We start from the raw sequence: 14,330 nt of genomic DNA, 5'->3' as shown, positions 1-14,330 counted from the left end.
GTACCGTTATTACTGTTAAAACGGTTACTTCTTAGGTCGTCTGAGACGAATTGGTTGGCCTGCACTATCTGGAATGTCTAACTTATCGTGTACGGCCTGAATAGCTTCCACTAACGACAGTGTGTGCGCTAAAAAAGGTGCTGGTTTATGGTTCTTCATGTCCATATGAAGTAATAATGTTTCCATCGTCGCTAATGTGTCACCGCTTACTGCATGAAACATGGTTAAAAAGAGACGTAGTTTTTTACTGTCGCTTTCTAACAGCTGTGCTTTGACGATCAGCGTCTCACCCTCTGACACTTCCTGTAAATAAGTGACCATGCTTTGCAGTGTATATATCGATACACCGTTTGCTTCACGAAAGGCTTCATGGAGGTCAATCTTAGCCATAAAGCCCTCTACAGATTGACTAAAAGCCACCACATAGCAAGCATCATTCATGTGTCCATTGTAATCAATCCATTCCGTTAAAACCGGGCTTTCAAACACGGTCATAAGCTGATCTGCTTGCTGTGCTGTGTTTTCAGGAATAGAGGACATATTTCACCTTTGATCTATTAATTTATGTTAATGAATGATGTTTGTTTCATATACAAGGTTATTGTTGAACTCTATATTAGAGCTAAATAAGATATTTGATTGCTCAAAGTCGTATATATATTGTATTTTTACGACGATTATATCGATTCTTATTGATGACATGAGGGTGCAATGGCTATTTCTCCACGACCAATTCCTACTCGGAAAATACATTTTTTACTAACAGCTGGAACGTCATTATTTGGCTTGAGTTCTATGTTGGGCGCATTACGACATGCGAATGAAGTGAGTGGTCTGAGTTTATATGAATGGGAGCTGGTGTCGGAATTTGGCGGTTTAGTCAAAAGCAGTGATGGCATTGATATTATGACTGGTGTCAGTGTTCAAGAGAGTGAAAATTGTGAAACGCTGATTATCTGTGCGGGCTGTGCTGATCCAACAACAGTATCTACGCCGGCTGTGCTAGGTTTCATCCGCCAGCAGAGTTCGTTGGGCGCCTTCATTGGTTGTCAAGATATGGGGGCGTATATTGCGGCGGCGGCGGGTGTCCTTGATGGTTACAGAGCAACCGTTCATTGGCAGAACCACGAAACGACACAAGCGCTTTTTCCCCATGTGCATTTTGTTCAAGAATTGCTGGTGATAGATCGAACCTTTTTCTCTTGTCCTGGTGGTTTGTCGGGTTTGGATATGATGCTGCATCTGATCGACACCCATTACGATAAAAACATCATCAGCCAAGTGGCGGATGAAATGATTTATACCCATGATCGAGATCATACCGGGCCACAACGCCGTTCCTTGCAAATACGATTAGACAGCCGCAACAAGAATTTGATTGAAGCCGTTCAATTGATGGAACGAAACATAGAAGAACCATTATTGGTGTCGGAATTAGCCGAACACATTGGTATTTCAAGAAGGGAATTGGAGCGTTTGTTTAAACGCAATTTAAAACAAGGACCTAAATCCTTTTATCGACAGTTAAGGTTGGAGAAAGCACGCAATATGTTGCAGCAAACGAAAGAGACAGTCACTACGATTTCAGTGGCGTGTGGTTTTGTGTCGTTGTCCCATTTTACTCGTTGTTATCAACAGCAATACGGAAAAAAACCGAGCCAAGAAAGGTGAAATATTTTAGTAAACTAAGGAATGCTTTTTACTTTTGCATCGAGGAAGGCTAGATTGTGGCGCATTAAACATGCGCTCCTTGTGAGCTTTATTAGTCATTGTATTTGTATTTTTACGGAGATTTTGGATGTCACACCCTATCATTGCTGATTTAGAACGTCGCCATACGGTAAAACATTATGACGACTCTAAAACGGTTTCTCAGGAAGATCTTGATGTAATTTATGAAGCATTACGCCTTTCACCTTCGTCGATTAATTCCCAACCTTGGAAATTCATTGTGATTGAAAGTGACGAAGCGAAACAGCGCTTTGAGGACACTTTTGCCAATAAATTTGAGTTTAATAAAAAACACGCCAAAGCCGCTTCCCATATTATCTTGTTTGCCCATAAAACCCATTACGACCGAGAAGATTTCTCGAAAATGCTGGATGTACATGTGGAAATTGGTCGTATCACGGATGCCGATCGAGAAAAAGCCTTCGGCTCTTTTGCTTTTGCAGAAATGAATTCTGATGAAAATGGCAATAACGCCGAATGGACCAAAGCCCAAACCTATATTGCTTTAGGTAATGTCATGCACACCTTAGCTCGCTTAAAAATTGATTCTACGCCACTGGAAGGAATTGACAGTGAACTGGTCCGAGAAATTTTTTCTGATGAGTTAGAAGGGTATGAATGTGACGTGGCGTTGGCCATGGGGTATCATCACAAAGAGCTGGATTTCAATGCACCTTTACCTAAATCTCGCTTCCCTAAAGAGCAAGTGATTAAAGTGCTTTAAAGCGAATTTACATCGAAAGGAAGAACAAGTCTTAGGCTCGATTTATTCTTCCTTTCTTTTTCTTTTCTTCTTTTTTGTTACCTCTGTTTGTTACTTTCCGATATCTGCATTTTCTTAAAATTCTTAAGCGTTGTCGCATAGGGTTAAATGACTAATCACGACAGCTTTATGTTTTTGTCTCATTTAGGCTAATAATGATCGGATTTTGACAAAATAAAACTATTTAGACGTGTAATTTTATAGAGGCTTAGACCTAGAGTTCATTTTACTTTGAATTGTTCTAGTCATTATTTATTTAAAAAAGAGTCTTCATAATGAATCAAGATGTCATTATCACTTGTGCTGTCAATGGTGCTGCAGATACCGCTGCACGTAATCCAAACGTCCCTGTTACGCCTCAACAAATCGCGGATTCAGTCATTGAAGCATGGAATGCAGGCGCTGCTATTGCGCACATTCATGTCCGCGATATCGAAACCACGCAGGCATCACGACAAGTCAGTTTGTATGCAGAAGTGTGTGAAATTTTACGCGCATCCGATTGTGACATTGTGATCAATTTAACGGGCGGTATGGGCGGTGATTTATACGTTGGGCCAGAAGAGAATCCAGCACAATTTGGTAAAGACACAGACCTAATTGGCGCGATTGACCGCCTTGAACACATTGCTTTATTGAAACCTGAAATTTGTACTTTGGATTGTGGTTCGTTGAACTTTGGTGACGGTAATCTCGTGTATATCTCCACACCAGATATGTTGCGACTGGGTGCAGCGCACATTAAAGAGCTTGGCGTCACAGTGGAGTTGGAAATTTTCGATACGGGTAATTTGGCGTTTGCACTGCAAATGCAGAAAGAAGGACTACTGGCAGATAACGCCATGTTCCAGTTATGTCAGGGCATTCCTTGGGGAACACCTGCTAACGCGGCTTTATTAAAAGCCATGGTCGATATGCTTCCAGCAAACACAAACTGGGCGGCTTTTGCATTAGGCCGAAATCAACTGCCTTGGGTCGCGCAATCCGCTCTACTAGGCGGTCATGTTCGTGTGGGCTTAGAAGACAACCTTTATCTTGGTAAAGGCGTGTTAGCAACCAATGGTCAATTGGTTGAGCGAGCCGTGAATATTATTGAAAACATGGGATCGAACGTTCTTTCGCCTGCTCAAGCGCGTGAGAAATTAGGCTTACGTGGTACTCAATAGTAGGAGAAAGATTATGGCTCGTCCGCATCCAAGTAAAGTGAAACGTGTTGGGGTTATTGGTACAGGTGTCATCGGTGGAGCATGGGCTTTGCATTTCCTACGAATGGGGATGGACGTTGTTGCTTACGATCCGGGTCCGAATGCGAAAGAAAAGCTGTTAGACATGGTGGAGCGTATTTGGCCAACCATGGAAACGTTGGGATTGCGAGATGGTGCCAGCAAAGAAAGATTGCGCTTTACCGATTCTGTAACAGATCTTGTGTCGAGCGTAGAGGTAATACAAGAAAATACCCCAGAGCGATTGGATGCAAAGCGCACCTTATTTGCTGAGCTAGATCGGATTTCGCCACCTGAAATGGTGATTATATCCAGCACATCAGGCTTTGCTATGACTGACATGGCTGCCGAGCTAGATCAACAGCCTGAACGTTTTGTGGTTGGTCATCCTTTTAATCCACCATATTTGATACCTTTTTGTGAGGTGTGCGGAGGAGAGAGAACCAGTCAAGATGTGGTGGATTGGACGGCTGCTTTTTATGAGTCAATAGAGAAACAAGTGGCGAAAATGGAGCAAGAGCTGCCGGGCTTTATTGGTAATCGCCTGCAAGAAGCCATTTGGCGTGAAGCGCTTCATATGGTGACCAATAAAGAGTGTACGGTAGAGGACATTGATAAGGCCATTATCCACGGTCCGGGCTTACGCTGGGCAATCATGGGACATTGTCTGACGTATCACTTAGGCGGTGGTCAAGGCGGCATGGAATATTTACTTGAACATTTCGAAGACTCTCTCGATGCCCCTTGGACGCGAATGAAAGCGCCAGAGCTAACGCAAGGTTTGAAGGATGACATGATCCAAGGTTGCTTGAACCAAGCCAATGGCGCGTCGATTAATGATTTGATCCAAGAGCGAGATGATTGCTTGATCCGCATTATGCAAACCTTAAAAGAATATCGAGAAGAAAAAGGAATTCAGCGCTAAAAATCGTCTATGAGCGAGCCAAGGAGGGTAAGTTTTGAGTTTTCTATTATCAGAAATTAACAACAGGTGGGTTCAATTAGATGTTAGAAAAAAAGACAGTAAGACCTGCAATTGAGTGCCGGAATGTCTGGAAAATATTTGGAGATCGAGCGGTCGAGGCTTTACAGGCGATTAAGGCACGAGGCTTGAGTAAAGATCAGGTACGTGAAGAGTTTGGGTGCGTTGTGGGGGTTGCCGACGCCAGTTTTGAAGCAATGGAAGGGGAGATATTCTGCATTATGGGTTTGTCAGGCAGTGGCAAGTCGACACTTGTGCGTCATATTAACCGTCTTATCGAGCCGACTGCCGGTGACATTTTAATTGAAGGCCAAGACATAAACAGCCTGAACGATCGAGACTTACGCAAGTTGCGCGGCGAAAAAATTGGGATGGTGTTCCAGCACACGGCGCTGTTACCTCATCGTACGGTACGAGAAAACGTCGCTCTTGGTCTTGAGCTACGCCATGTCGATGAATTTCGTCGATTAGACATTGCCCAGGAAAAACTTTCTTTAGTGCAGTTGGATGGATGGGAAAACCGTCTACCAGCGGAGCTGTCAGGTGGGATGCAGCAGCGTGTTGGGTTGGCTCGTGCAATGGCCGCTGATCCTGCGATATTGCTCATGGACGAACCTTTTAGTGCCTTAGATCCGCTTATTCGTCGACAGCTGCAAGATCAGTTCTTAGAGCTGTCACGTGAAATGCAGAAAACCACCATTTTCATCACCCATGATTTGGATGAAGCCATTCGCATTGGTAATCGTATTGCCATTATGAAAGACGGTGAAGTGGTACAAATTGGTACACCAGAAGAGATTATTACCGCGCCTGCGAACGATTATGTGGCGGAATTCGTAAAAGACATCTCTCGTTTGAAACTGGTCTCTGCTCAATCCATTATGAACTCCATTCAAGCATTCCAAGCTGAAAACTCCCTCGATCTTAGCTTGTGTCCTGTCGCACCACACGATGCAGATATCGATGAGCTGATTAATTTGGCGATCGATCATGAGCATCCAATCATAGTGACGAAGCAAGGTGAGAATGTCGGCATTATTACGAAACGCCAGTTATTACGCGGAATACAGGGGAGGGATATAAATGAGTAATTCAGCCAGTGAAAAGACCAAGTTGTCTTTAAGTAAAAACGAAATTGAAAGTTTAAAAACCTTTCTAAGCGGTTCAACGGAATACTACGTACAAGCCTTTAACCAGATTATACAAGGTAAAAAATACCAGTTTAACACTGCCGCCGCGATTCTAGGGCCTTTGTGGGCTGCCGGAAAAAATGTTTGGTTTTTGTTCTGGGCTTTTTTAGTTATCGACATTGTGGGTTGTATATCCATCGCGAGAAGCTTCTGGGGAGTGGAAGAATATCCAGATGCCAGTGCGGCGCTTGGTGTTGCTGTTCTTTTAATCGGACGATTATGTGGCGGCTTCGTTGCCAACAATATGTATTATAAGTTCTACAGTCGATGGCGCATTACGCCGGATATTTTGAATGGAACTTCAGGAGAAAGGGTGGCAAGAGGCGCTATCTTAATGGTAGCGATTTATCCTCTTACTGTTTACCAATTCAGTGTTTCCCGCATCGCAGAATATTTAGAAACCTTCCCAACCAGCCGAAAAATAGCCTCTTCTACTGCCAAAGTGATCGACAATAGCGTCGAATGGTTAACCATTACATTTGAAGATATGTTCGACTCCATTACTTGGGCAATCCGAGGCATGTTGGACTTCCTTGAGCTGTTGTTTATTGGAACACCTTGGCCAGTTATGGCGCTGATTCTTCTTTTGTTGTCTTGGAAAATGGCAGGCTGGAGAATCGTTGCTTTCACGGCGATCTCTTTGTCGTACCTTGGTTTCTTCGGATTCTGGGACAAAGCCATGAGCACTATGGCGTTGGTTGGTTCTTCTGTTTTTATCTGTTTGTTGATTGGTGCGCCTTTAGGAATCCTCGCTGCGAAAAAGCCACGTTTTAGCACTATTTTGAACCCTATTTTGGACATCATGCAGACCATGCCTAGCTTCGTTTATCTAATTCCGGCGATTGCTTTTTTCTCGGTAGGTAAGCCTCCTGCAGTGCTTGCGACGGTGGTATTTGCTATGCCGCCGATGATTCGTTTAACCGCGTTGGGTATTCAACAAGTTAGTCCCTCTGTTATCGAAGCTATGCTGGCTTTCGGAGCAAGCCCAAGACAAATTCTTTTCAAAGCACAGTTGCCGTTGGCCATGCCTTCGATTATGGCTGGGATCAACCAAAGCATCATGATGAGTTTGTCTATGGTGGTGGTTGCTGCCTTGATCGGTGCGGGTGGCTTGGGTTACGACGTCTTGTCTTCTTTGCAGCATTTGGACGCGGGTAAAGGCTTATTGGCCGGATTAGCCATTGTGTTATGCGCCATGATTTTGGATCGCATCATTCGTGGCCGAGTGGAAAGCGCTAAGCATTAATTTTCAAGAAGCACAGGATGATGCAGTACGCCATTGTTCTGCGCTTTATCGATTTATTATAAGAAAGAGGAATGAAAGATGAACAGATTGTTAAGTATGTTGAGTTTGAGCACGGTAATAGGTTTAGGCGCTTCTCAAGGCGTCATGGCGAAAGAAACCATCGTTATTGGTGAGCTGAACTGGGACGGCGCGAAAGCCATTCAAAACGTTTTAAAAGTGGTGATGGAAGAAGAATTCAACGTAGATGTTGAGTTTATTGCTGCAGACCAAGCCGCTATCTGGGCAGCTATGGACTCAGGGAAAGGCAGTGTGGACGTATTTCCTGATATTTGGACGACCTTGCAAGACCAAGCTTGGAAGAAATATGTATTAGAAAAAGGCAGTGTAAAATCCAACAAGGTGCCGTATTTGGGCAGTGATGGATTTTTCATTCCCGGGTATATCCAAGACGAATACGGTGTGAAGACGGTTTACGACTTAGCGAAACCAGAAATTGCAGCATTATTTGACTCAGACGGCGATGGTTTAGGTGAATACTGGCCAGGGGCTTCTGGTTGGGAATTGGTAAAAACCAACCAGATTAAAGCGAAGAGCTACGGCTTTGCAGAGTATTTCGAACCGGTTGTTGTGACGGATGCCATCATGAAGGCGCAGTTGAAAACCGCGTTCCGTAAGAAAGAAGGCTTGCTGTTTTATTACTGGACACCAGAATGGATTCATTACGCTTACGATTTAAGAAAACTGGAAGAGCCTGAGTTTACAGGCTACACAAACGAGCGTAAAAAAGATGACAAAAATTACAACCCAGAAGCTGGTTGTTATAGCTATGAAGACACAGATAATTGGTTAGAAGACAGTGAGATTTCTTGTGCTTATCCAATTACTCCAATTTATATTGGTTACTCTGCTTCATTGGAAGAGCGTGCGCCTGAAGTAGCGACTTTCTTGAGTAATGTTGTGTTGGATTCAAGCTATGTAAGCGAGTGGGTTTTCAGTATGTCTGAAGGTGACGACGCAATCGATGTTGCAGAAGATTGGGTTGAAGGTCATCAAGATATTGTAAACAGTTGGTTGCAATAAACACTCATCTAACACGCCTTTTAAAACATGAGAGTGTCAAATAAAGAAAAAATAGCAGCCTTACGTTAAAGTGGGGCTGTTATTTTTTTGTTTTCTAAGTAGGGTTCTTTTCTATGAATGCGTTATCAGGTTCTCAAACTGCTCCCTTACTGGCCGATGAGGATGGTGTTATCACGCTGTCTCTTTTGCTTTTGCCGGAATACTCCATGATGTCTCTGCTTTCCATTACCGAGCCTTTGCGAATCGCAAACAGTATTCTTGGTAAAAAAGTATTCCATTGGCAGTGCCTAAGCGAAACAGGAAAACCTGTGATAGCGAGTAATGGCATGGCGCTAGAGCAAGCCATTTCAATTCAATCTTGTGGGCAGCCTAAAAACATCTTCGTGCAAGCCAGCTTCCATCCTGAGAATCACATTAATCCAGACACAGTAAAATGGTTACGCAATTTAGACAAACAAGATTGCGTGATTGGCGCAGTGGATACTGGGTGTTATTTATTGGCGAAAGCCAAATTACTAGAAAAGCACGAAGTAACGCTTCACTGGGAGGCCAAACCGGCTTTTCAGGAAAGGTATCCTCATTTAAAAGTCAGCGATGAACTGTTTAAAATAAATGGCAAGCGCATTACTTGTGCTGGTGGGACTGCTGCGTCGGATATGGTGTTGTATTTTATTAGCCATTATTGCCAGCCAGAAGTGGCGGAATTTGTCTGCGAAAAGCTGATTAAAAGCGGCAGCCGCAGTCATTCGGATAGCCAGAGACCAAGTTGGTCAAAGCGTTTGAATGTTCATCACCCTAAAGTGTTAAAGGCTATCGAGTTGATGTCTGCAAACATTGAAGTGCCTTTAACTACAGGCGATATTTCAAACGCCTTGTCTATTTCGTTAAGGCAATTAGAGCGTCTTTTTGTGCAGTATGTGAAGTGTTCACCTTCCGAGTATTATTTGCGCTTAAGAATGGAATACGCCCACTATTTGTTGTCAGATTCAGGCTTGAGTATTGCCGATATTGCTTTAGCAAGTGGCTTTTGTTCCACGGCGCATTTTAGTCGTCGCTATCGAGCTTTTTATGGCAAGACAGCGACTCAGTACCGCTTATTGTCTTCAGCTCAGAGTGGTGTTTCTTTCTAGAATTCGGATGCGAGAAAGAAATTCATCTCTATCAATGTAGCAACCTTGTAATTGGCGCATTCCTGTTTTCAAATCAAACGCATTTCGCGCGTGCAGCACTCGACGATTGTCAAAGACAACCATTTCTCCAGCGGTAAGACGGAAGAAAAGTTGGAATGCTGGCTCGCGAGTTAGGCGAATAAAGCATTGGTACGCCTTATATATCGCCATAGTTTGATGAGCAGGAACATCGATTGGGCCTCGAATGAAGTTTGCGTGTCGAACTTCTGTGACTTCCCCATTACTGTCGGTTGCAATCACTGTACTGCGATAGTTGTAATCGCAGTAAGGGTCTTTATTGTTAAACGTCATTGGGATAGTGGACAAATCACGAAACTCTTCAGGGTGATGTTCTCGCATGTACTCCGCAATTTTAAAACCATCGACATAAATGGATTCGCCACCGGTTGCATCGTTAACTAAGCAATGAAGAAACTGCAGACCTGGCTGAAGTTCACGGGCTGATAAATCTGTGTGAAGCGGTAGGCGAATATTGGTGTTGGCGGACGTATTGGCTTTCGCTGTCGTGGTGACATCGAACAGTGTCCCGTAATTCGACTCACGCATGAATGCGATTCGATCTGTTACCGCTTTCAGACTGCCAAGTTCGGTACCCACATCGCTGACGATACCAATGCCGTAGTCTCTTAAGTCACGCAACCAAGTCAGTAGCACTTCGTCACTTTGAATTAAGGTACTGCTTTTCGCTCTCGGTAGCTCAGTTGTAATGCGTTCTTTGTCCCATAAAATCGGCTTCCATTGCTTGCTCTGTACAACTTCTTCACTGTAACAATGGGACAGTAGCCAGCCTGGGTGGTATTTGCTGATGTGTTCGCCATGATCCCATTCCACTACAATTCGATGGTCTTCTGTTATATAAGCGTTAGCGGCCTTTATTGTGTAGGGTACGTCACAGATTTCAAATACTTGCTCTCGTGTGGCTGTCGATATGCATTCGGGGCAATGACAATTATCCCGTAGCCATAAATAATGATATTCGCTTATATGTTGATTATCCCAAGTCACGATCATTGACTCTTGGTGCAATTCAATGTGCACGGGATGGTACATAATTGGGTACGGTGTAAATGAAGCAATTTCTAAGTTATTTTCCAAAGCTGCCATCGCTCTATCCTATTAAATGGTTAGACACATGAATGAGTGGTGATGATTATATTTTACTGCTAGCTTCACTTATTGTTGTGACATTTACTCGCCTTCATGTTGCATGAATTCGACAAACAAGAACAAGGTGTGACTCTCGATCAATTTGGCTAGCGTTATATTTGATTCTTAAGGGGTTGCTGGTTTTCATATAAGTTCATATTTTCAACTACTTGGTTAACTATTGTGGCAATAGAAGAAGATGAGGCTATATGCGGTGTAATAATAATGTTTGGAGTGGTCCATAAGGGATCATTAAGCGGTAGAGGTTCTTCATCAAATACATCCAGTAGTGCGCCTTTGAGCTGCTCTTCTGCCACCGCCATTATTAGGTCATTTACTTGCACGTGGCCACCGCGACCACAATTGACTAAATAACTACCCTTAGGCAGCTTTGCAAACAGATTACGGGATAAAATCCCTTGCGTAGCAGAAGTTAATGGCAACAAATTCACCAATATATCTGTGTTGCGTAAAATGCTATCTAAGCTGTCTTGTCCACTAAAACAGGATACATTGGGTAGGTTTTTATGAGTACGGCTCCAGCCGTTAACATGGTAGCCCAGAAGCGCTAGCTGTTGAGCTACATAAGCCCCAATTTCTCCCAAACCTAGCAGAGTGACACGAGTTTGCGCAGCACTACGTTGCTCGAAAGTTTGCCAATGTTGGCGGCATTGCTGCTTGCGATAAACCTCAAAATCTCTTTGAAAGTTTAGAATTCCCCATAAGATGTATTCGAACATACCGTGTTTCTGATTAGGGTCAACGATGCGACAAACGGGTAAAGCTGAGTCCAGCAGGTTTTTACCTAGATGATCCACACCTGCTGATAAAGCATGTAATAGTTTAAGATTAGGGTAGTCATTCAAGAGTGATGCTGGTGGGTGCCAGCAAGCGGCTAGCTCAGCCTTTTCGGCACCTTCGTCTCCTGGAAGGTAAACCTCTACATCAGGGTGCTTGATACTGAACTGAGTTTTAATGTCTTCACGGAATTGAGCGTCACTTGATACCAATAAAATCGCAATAGGCATTGTTTAATCCTTATAAGACGGGTCAATTCGCTCCAGTTTTCGTAACCAAGCTTGCCAAACAACATGGCGTTCATGCTCGACGCTTTTGAATTGAGAGTTGACATAGGCCGCTAATTTTTCTGGAATAGGCGTTACTTTCGTTAAGCCTGCCATTTGTGCCGTAGCTAACTGAATTTCACAAGCCTTATTCAGGTAATACATTATCTGAAAAGCGTCAGCGACTGTTTCGCCAACTGAAAGTAGGCCATGGTTTCGTAATACGAGACCGATATTGTCCCCTAATGAGTGTTGAATTCGTTGGCGCTCTTCGAGGTTCCAAGCGACTCCCTCATAATTGTGGTAGCCAAGCTTTTTATAAAACTCTGTACTGATCTGATTCAGCATAAGTATTTCATCGTTACAAGCTGCTAAGGCCATTCCAGGGATGGTATGAGTATGCATTACACAGTGGGCATCATCACGAGCAGTATGTACTGCACTGTGAATGGTGAAGCCTGCTAGATTGTAGTCGGCATCACCTTCTAAAATTTTACCGTTAACATCCACTATCACTAGGTCACTGGCCTTAATTTCATCGAACATTAGGCCAAACGGGTTGATTAAAAATCGAGCTGTATTATCGATATCAGGAAGTCGAACAGAAAAATGAGTATAAATAGTATCTTCCCAGCCTAACATTGCAGCCAGACGATAAGCAGCGGCAAGATCTCGGCGTAAAACGGCTTCTTCTTGGATGGCAGTGTTCGACATTATTCGCTCCTATGAGGTAATAGATAAAGTACAAAGTGTGAATGACACGTTAGCCTGATTTATTTAAATCCATAAAGTGCGATTTAAAGGAGGGTGGTGACTATTGGACGCTCTATTCTACGGTGCAATAGAATGGATCAAGTCATACCTAATCGACTTGTTGTTGCACAGAGTCGACATTCCTATAAAAGGTTTGGTTGTCTAACTAGCGAATATCACTTGAAATGAATGCTAAGCATCCTTTTCGAAGGATTCATCTACTTCCACTTTAACCGTACGTCCAGCGATGAGTCCTAGTTCGAATAATAGGAACATTGGGATAGCCAGTAAGGTTTGCGAGAAGATGTCTGGAGGGGTAATTAACATGCCAATGACAAAACAGCCTAAGAAGATATAAGGACGTTTTTTGGACAAGGAGGTTACTGTGGTGACGCCAGCTTTGATCAAGAGATAGGTTGCGACAGGGATCTCAAAGGTGACACCAAAGGCGAAAAACAATTTTAATACGAAGTTTAGGTAGTTGTTAATGTCTGTCATCACGGTAACTTCACCGGGGCCAACGGTAGTGAAGAAGCCGAAAATTAGGGGCAAAACCACGAAGTAAGCGAAGAGCACTCCAGCATAGAACAGAAAGATGCTGGAGATTAGCAGTGGAATGGCAATTTTTTTCTCGTTTTTATACAAGGCTGGCGCAATAAAAGACCAAGCTTGAAACAAGGTATAGGGCACAGACACTAGTATAGCGATGGCAAATGTAAGCTTTAATGGTGCGAGAAAAGGCGAGGCAACTTCTGTTGCAATCAAGGAGCTACCGCTAGGTAAGAGAAGTCTTAATGGCTCTGAAACGATCAGGTATAAATCGTTAGCAAACGTATACAGCCCAACAAACAGCACCAAGATCACCAAAACAGCTTTGAGCAATCTATTTCTTAATTCGATTAAATGAGCAACAAGAGGCACTGGAGTTGAAGTAGGGGAATCCATAAAGCGTCAATAGTCCACAAGTAGTTGTATAAGGTGGTTGTTAGCTAGCGTTTTTGCTGGTGTCAATTTGTTGTGTATTTAAAGGTTCTGGTGCAATGTTGTTAGCATTCGTTTCTTCTGGAGCGGGTTTAACTGGCTGCAATTCTTTCGTCGGTAATGGCGTGATGGTGTTTTGAATGACACGCTCACCGCTGCTTTCGTCGGCCGGTTTAGTCGAATGTTCCGCCAGTTCTTTCTTGTTGGTCTCAAGGATTTTTCGCTGCATTTCTTCGTCATCTAACTGGGCATTAATTTCTCTTTGTACTGAGTTAATGCTACGGCGAATTTTACGTATCCATAAGCCTGCGGTTTTGGCCGCATGAGGCAAGCGCTCTGGTCCTAAAATTAAGAGACCAACAACAAAGACAACGAGCAGTTCTGAAATACCGATATCAAACACAGATTAAGCGCTCTTATCGTCTTTTTTAGCTTCCACATCAATGACTTTAGCTTGCGCTGTTTGCTGTGGGTCGGTTTCTTCCTCTTCTTTGTTCACGGCTTCTTTGAAGCCCTTCACTGCACCGCCAAGATCCGAACCTAGGTTCTTTAATTTCTTAGTGCCGAAAATAAGGACCAAAATCGCCAATACGATCAATAGTTGCCAAATACTAATTCCACCTAACATATTTTGTTCTCCTAGTTATTTCGTTCGGTTGGCTTTTTCTTCTAAGCCAGATAAATTAAAGCGTCGCGCCAGTTCGTTGATAACGTCTTCAGGCCCCAAATCTAAGTGCGATAACATCACGAGTGTATGGAACCATAAGTCTGCGGTTTCATAAACGAGGTCAGTTTTGTCTTCGGACGTAGCCGCATCTTTTGCAGCAAGGATGGTTTCTATGCTTTCTTCGCCTACTTTCTCAAGGATTTTGTTTAAGCCCTTTGCATGGAGGCTAGCAACATATGAAGAGTCGGCTGCAGCGCTTTTGCGTTGTTCAAGTGTTACGGCAAGTTCAGCCAATATATCAGTGTTCATTATAA

Annotated in this window: 16 protein-coding genes; 8 read left to right on the top strand and 8 right to left on the bottom strand. The window is 43.4% G+C overall.

What is annotated here, in order from left to right:
* Window positions 1-24: 24 nt before the first annotated feature.
* Window positions 25-540, bottom strand: a complete 516-nt coding sequence (locus ABJF92_RS14085; protein ID WP_446816421.1) for a thioesterase family protein — start codon at window positions 538-540, stop codon at window positions 25-27.
* 171 nt (window positions 541-711) lie between these two features.
* On the opposite strand from ABJF92_RS14085, the gene ABJF92_RS14080 reads away from it, so the two are divergent.
* The 8 genes from ABJF92_RS14080 to ABJF92_RS14045 all read left to right on the top strand — a co-directional run bounded on the left by ABJF92_RS14080 (window position 712) and on the right by ABJF92_RS14045 (window position 9,345).
* Window positions 712-1,671 carry a GlxA family transcriptional regulator gene (locus ABJF92_RS14080; RefSeq protein ID WP_446816420.1) on the top strand — a complete coding sequence of 320 codons (960 nt, stop codon included), beginning with the start codon at window positions 712-714 and terminating at the stop codon, window positions 1,669-1,671.
* A gap of 127 nt (window positions 1,672-1,798) precedes the next feature.
* Complete coding sequence (locus ABJF92_RS14075; RefSeq protein WP_446816419.1) at window positions 1,799-2,455, top strand: NAD(P)H-dependent oxidoreductase; 657 nt, start codon at window positions 1,799-1,801, stop codon at window positions 2,453-2,455.
* A gap of 314 nt (window positions 2,456-2,769) precedes the next feature.
* Window positions 2,770-3,660 carry a 3-keto-5-aminohexanoate cleavage protein gene (locus ABJF92_RS14070; RefSeq protein WP_446816418.1) on the top strand — a complete coding sequence of 297 codons (891 nt, stop codon included), beginning with the start codon at window positions 2,770-2,772 and terminating at the stop codon, window positions 3,658-3,660.
* A gap of 13 nt (window positions 3,661-3,673) precedes the next feature.
* Window positions 3,674-4,642 (top strand): 3-hydroxyacyl-CoA dehydrogenase NAD-binding domain-containing protein, encoded by a 969-nt coding sequence (locus tag ABJF92_RS14065; RefSeq protein ID WP_446816417.1) that lies wholly within the window; start codon window positions 3,674-3,676, stop codon window positions 4,640-4,642.
* An 80-nt stretch (window positions 4,643-4,722) separates the two neighbouring features.
* Entirely contained in the window at window positions 4,723-5,790 is a 1,068-nt protein-coding gene (locus ABJF92_RS14060) for a quaternary amine ABC transporter ATP-binding protein (RefSeq protein WP_446816416.1), read from the top strand.
* Complete coding sequence (locus ABJF92_RS14055; RefSeq protein WP_446816415.1) at window positions 5,783-7,135, top strand: ABC transporter permease; 1,353 nt, start codon at window positions 5,783-5,785, stop codon at window positions 7,133-7,135. The genes ABJF92_RS14060 and ABJF92_RS14055 overlap by 8 nt, the downstream gene beginning before the upstream one ends.
* Window positions 7,136-7,213: 78 nt before the next feature.
* Entirely contained in the window at window positions 7,214-8,215 is a 1,002-nt protein-coding gene (locus ABJF92_RS14050; RefSeq protein ID WP_446816414.1) for an ABC transporter substrate-binding protein, read from the top strand.
* A 113-nt stretch (window positions 8,216-8,328) separates the two neighbouring features.
* Window positions 8,329-9,345: a GlxA family transcriptional regulator gene (locus ABJF92_RS14045; protein ID WP_446816413.1), complete on the top strand. Its 1,017-nt coding sequence runs from the start codon at window positions 8,329-8,331 to the stop codon at window positions 9,343-9,345.
* On the opposite strand, the gene ABJF92_RS14040 is transcribed toward ABJF92_RS14045, so the two are convergent.
* From ABJF92_RS14040 to ABJF92_RS14010, 7 genes are all read right to left on the bottom strand, one after another.
* On the bottom strand, window positions 9,319-10,509 hold the full coding sequence (locus ABJF92_RS14040; protein ID WP_446816412.1) for a TauD/TfdA family dioxygenase: 1,191 nt from the start codon (window positions 10,507-10,509) through the stop codon (window positions 9,319-9,321). The two genes, ABJF92_RS14045 and ABJF92_RS14040, sit on opposite strands and share 27 nt — an antisense overlap.
* 155 nt (window positions 10,510-10,664) lie before the next feature.
* Entirely contained in the window at window positions 10,665-11,579 is a 915-nt protein-coding gene (locus ABJF92_RS14035; RefSeq protein ID WP_446816411.1) for a 2-hydroxyacid dehydrogenase, read from the bottom strand.
* Between the two features lie 3 nt (window positions 11,580-11,582).
* Window positions 11,583-12,329, bottom strand: coding sequence for a class II aldolase/adducin family protein (locus ABJF92_RS14030; protein ID WP_446816410.1), 747 nt, complete (start codon window positions 12,327-12,329; stop codon window positions 11,583-11,585).
* Between the two features lie 231 nt (window positions 12,330-12,560).
* Window positions 12,561-13,313, bottom strand: a complete 753-nt coding sequence (tatC, locus tag ABJF92_RS14025; RefSeq protein ID WP_446816409.1) for a twin-arginine translocase subunit TatC — start codon at window positions 13,311-13,313, stop codon at window positions 12,561-12,563.
* 40 nt (window positions 13,314-13,353) lie between these two features.
* On the bottom strand, window positions 13,354-13,752 hold the full coding sequence (tatB, locus tag ABJF92_RS14020; RefSeq protein WP_446816408.1) for a Sec-independent protein translocase protein TatB: 399 nt from the start codon (window positions 13,750-13,752) through the stop codon (window positions 13,354-13,356).
* Between the two features lie 3 nt (window positions 13,753-13,755).
* On the bottom strand, window positions 13,756-13,977 hold the full coding sequence (gene tatA, locus ABJF92_RS14015; RefSeq protein WP_446816407.1) for a Sec-independent protein translocase subunit TatA: 222 nt from the start codon (window positions 13,975-13,977) through the stop codon (window positions 13,756-13,758).
* A 15-nt stretch (window positions 13,978-13,992) separates the two neighbouring features.
* The gene (locus ABJF92_RS14010) at window positions 13,993-14,325 is read right to left on the bottom strand and encodes a phosphoribosyl-ATP diphosphatase (protein ID WP_445975584.1); all 333 of its coding nucleotides are present in this window, start codon (window positions 14,323-14,325) and stop codon (window positions 13,993-13,995) included.
* Window positions 14,326-14,330 lie beyond the last annotated feature (5 nt).

The sequence above is a fragment of the Marinomonas sp. genome, from assembly GCF_039940335.1.
Lineage (GTDB): Bacteria > Pseudomonadota > Gammaproteobacteria > Pseudomonadales > Marinomonadaceae > Marinomonas.
The sequence above is the reverse complement of the archived record's forward strand: the minus strand, read 5'-3'. Positions and strand labels throughout refer to the sequence as shown.

Bases quoted from the DNA above. Each gene is read 5' to 3' on its own strand.
- ABJF92_RS14085 (WP_446816421.1), bottom strand. From the start codon at position 540: ATGTCCTCTATTCCTGAAAACACAGCACAGCAAGCAGATCAGCTTATG.
- ABJF92_RS14080 (WP_446816420.1), top strand. From the start codon at position 712: ATGGCTATTTCTCCACGACCAATTCCTACTCGGAAAATACATTTTTTA.
- ABJF92_RS14075 (WP_446816419.1), top strand. From the start codon at position 1,799: ATGTCACACCCTATCATTGCTGATTTAGAACGTCGCCATACGGTAAAA.
- ABJF92_RS14070 (WP_446816418.1), top strand. From the start codon at position 2,770: ATGAATCAAGATGTCATTATCACTTGTGCTGTCAATGGTGCTGCAGAT.
- ABJF92_RS14065 (WP_446816417.1), top strand. From the start codon at position 3,674: ATGGCTCGTCCGCATCCAAGTAAAGTGAAACGTGTTGGGGTTATTGGT.
- ABJF92_RS14060 (WP_446816416.1), top strand. From the start codon at position 4,723: ATGTTAGAAAAAAAGACAGTAAGACCTGCAATTGAGTGCCGGAATGTC.
- ABJF92_RS14055 (WP_446816415.1), top strand. From the start codon at position 5,783: ATGAGTAATTCAGCCAGTGAAAAGACCAAGTTGTCTTTAAGTAAAAAC.
- ABJF92_RS14050 (WP_446816414.1), top strand. From the start codon at position 7,214: ATGAACAGATTGTTAAGTATGTTGAGTTTGAGCACGGTAATAGGTTTA.
- ABJF92_RS14045 (WP_446816413.1), top strand. From the start codon at position 8,329: ATGAATGCGTTATCAGGTTCTCAAACTGCTCCCTTACTGGCCGATGAG.
- ABJF92_RS14040 (WP_446816412.1), bottom strand. From the start codon at position 10,509: ATGGCAGCTTTGGAAAATAACTTAGAAATTGCTTCATTTACACCGTAC.
- ABJF92_RS14035 (WP_446816411.1), bottom strand. From the start codon at position 11,579: ATGCCTATTGCGATTTTATTGGTATCAAGTGACGCTCAATTCCGTGAA.
- ABJF92_RS14030 (WP_446816410.1), bottom strand. From the start codon at position 12,329: ATGTCGAACACTGCCATCCAAGAAGAAGCCGTTTTACGCCGAGATCTT.
- tatC (WP_446816409.1), bottom strand. From the start codon at position 13,313: ATGGATTCCCCTACTTCAACTCCAGTGCCTCTTGTTGCTCATTTAATC.
- tatA (WP_446816407.1), bottom strand. From the start codon at position 13,977: ATGTTAGGTGGAATTAGTATTTGGCAACTATTGATCGTATTGGCGATT.
- ABJF92_RS14010 (WP_445975584.1), bottom strand. From the start codon at position 14,325: ATGAACACTGATATATTGGCTGAACTTGCCGTAACACTTGAACAACGC.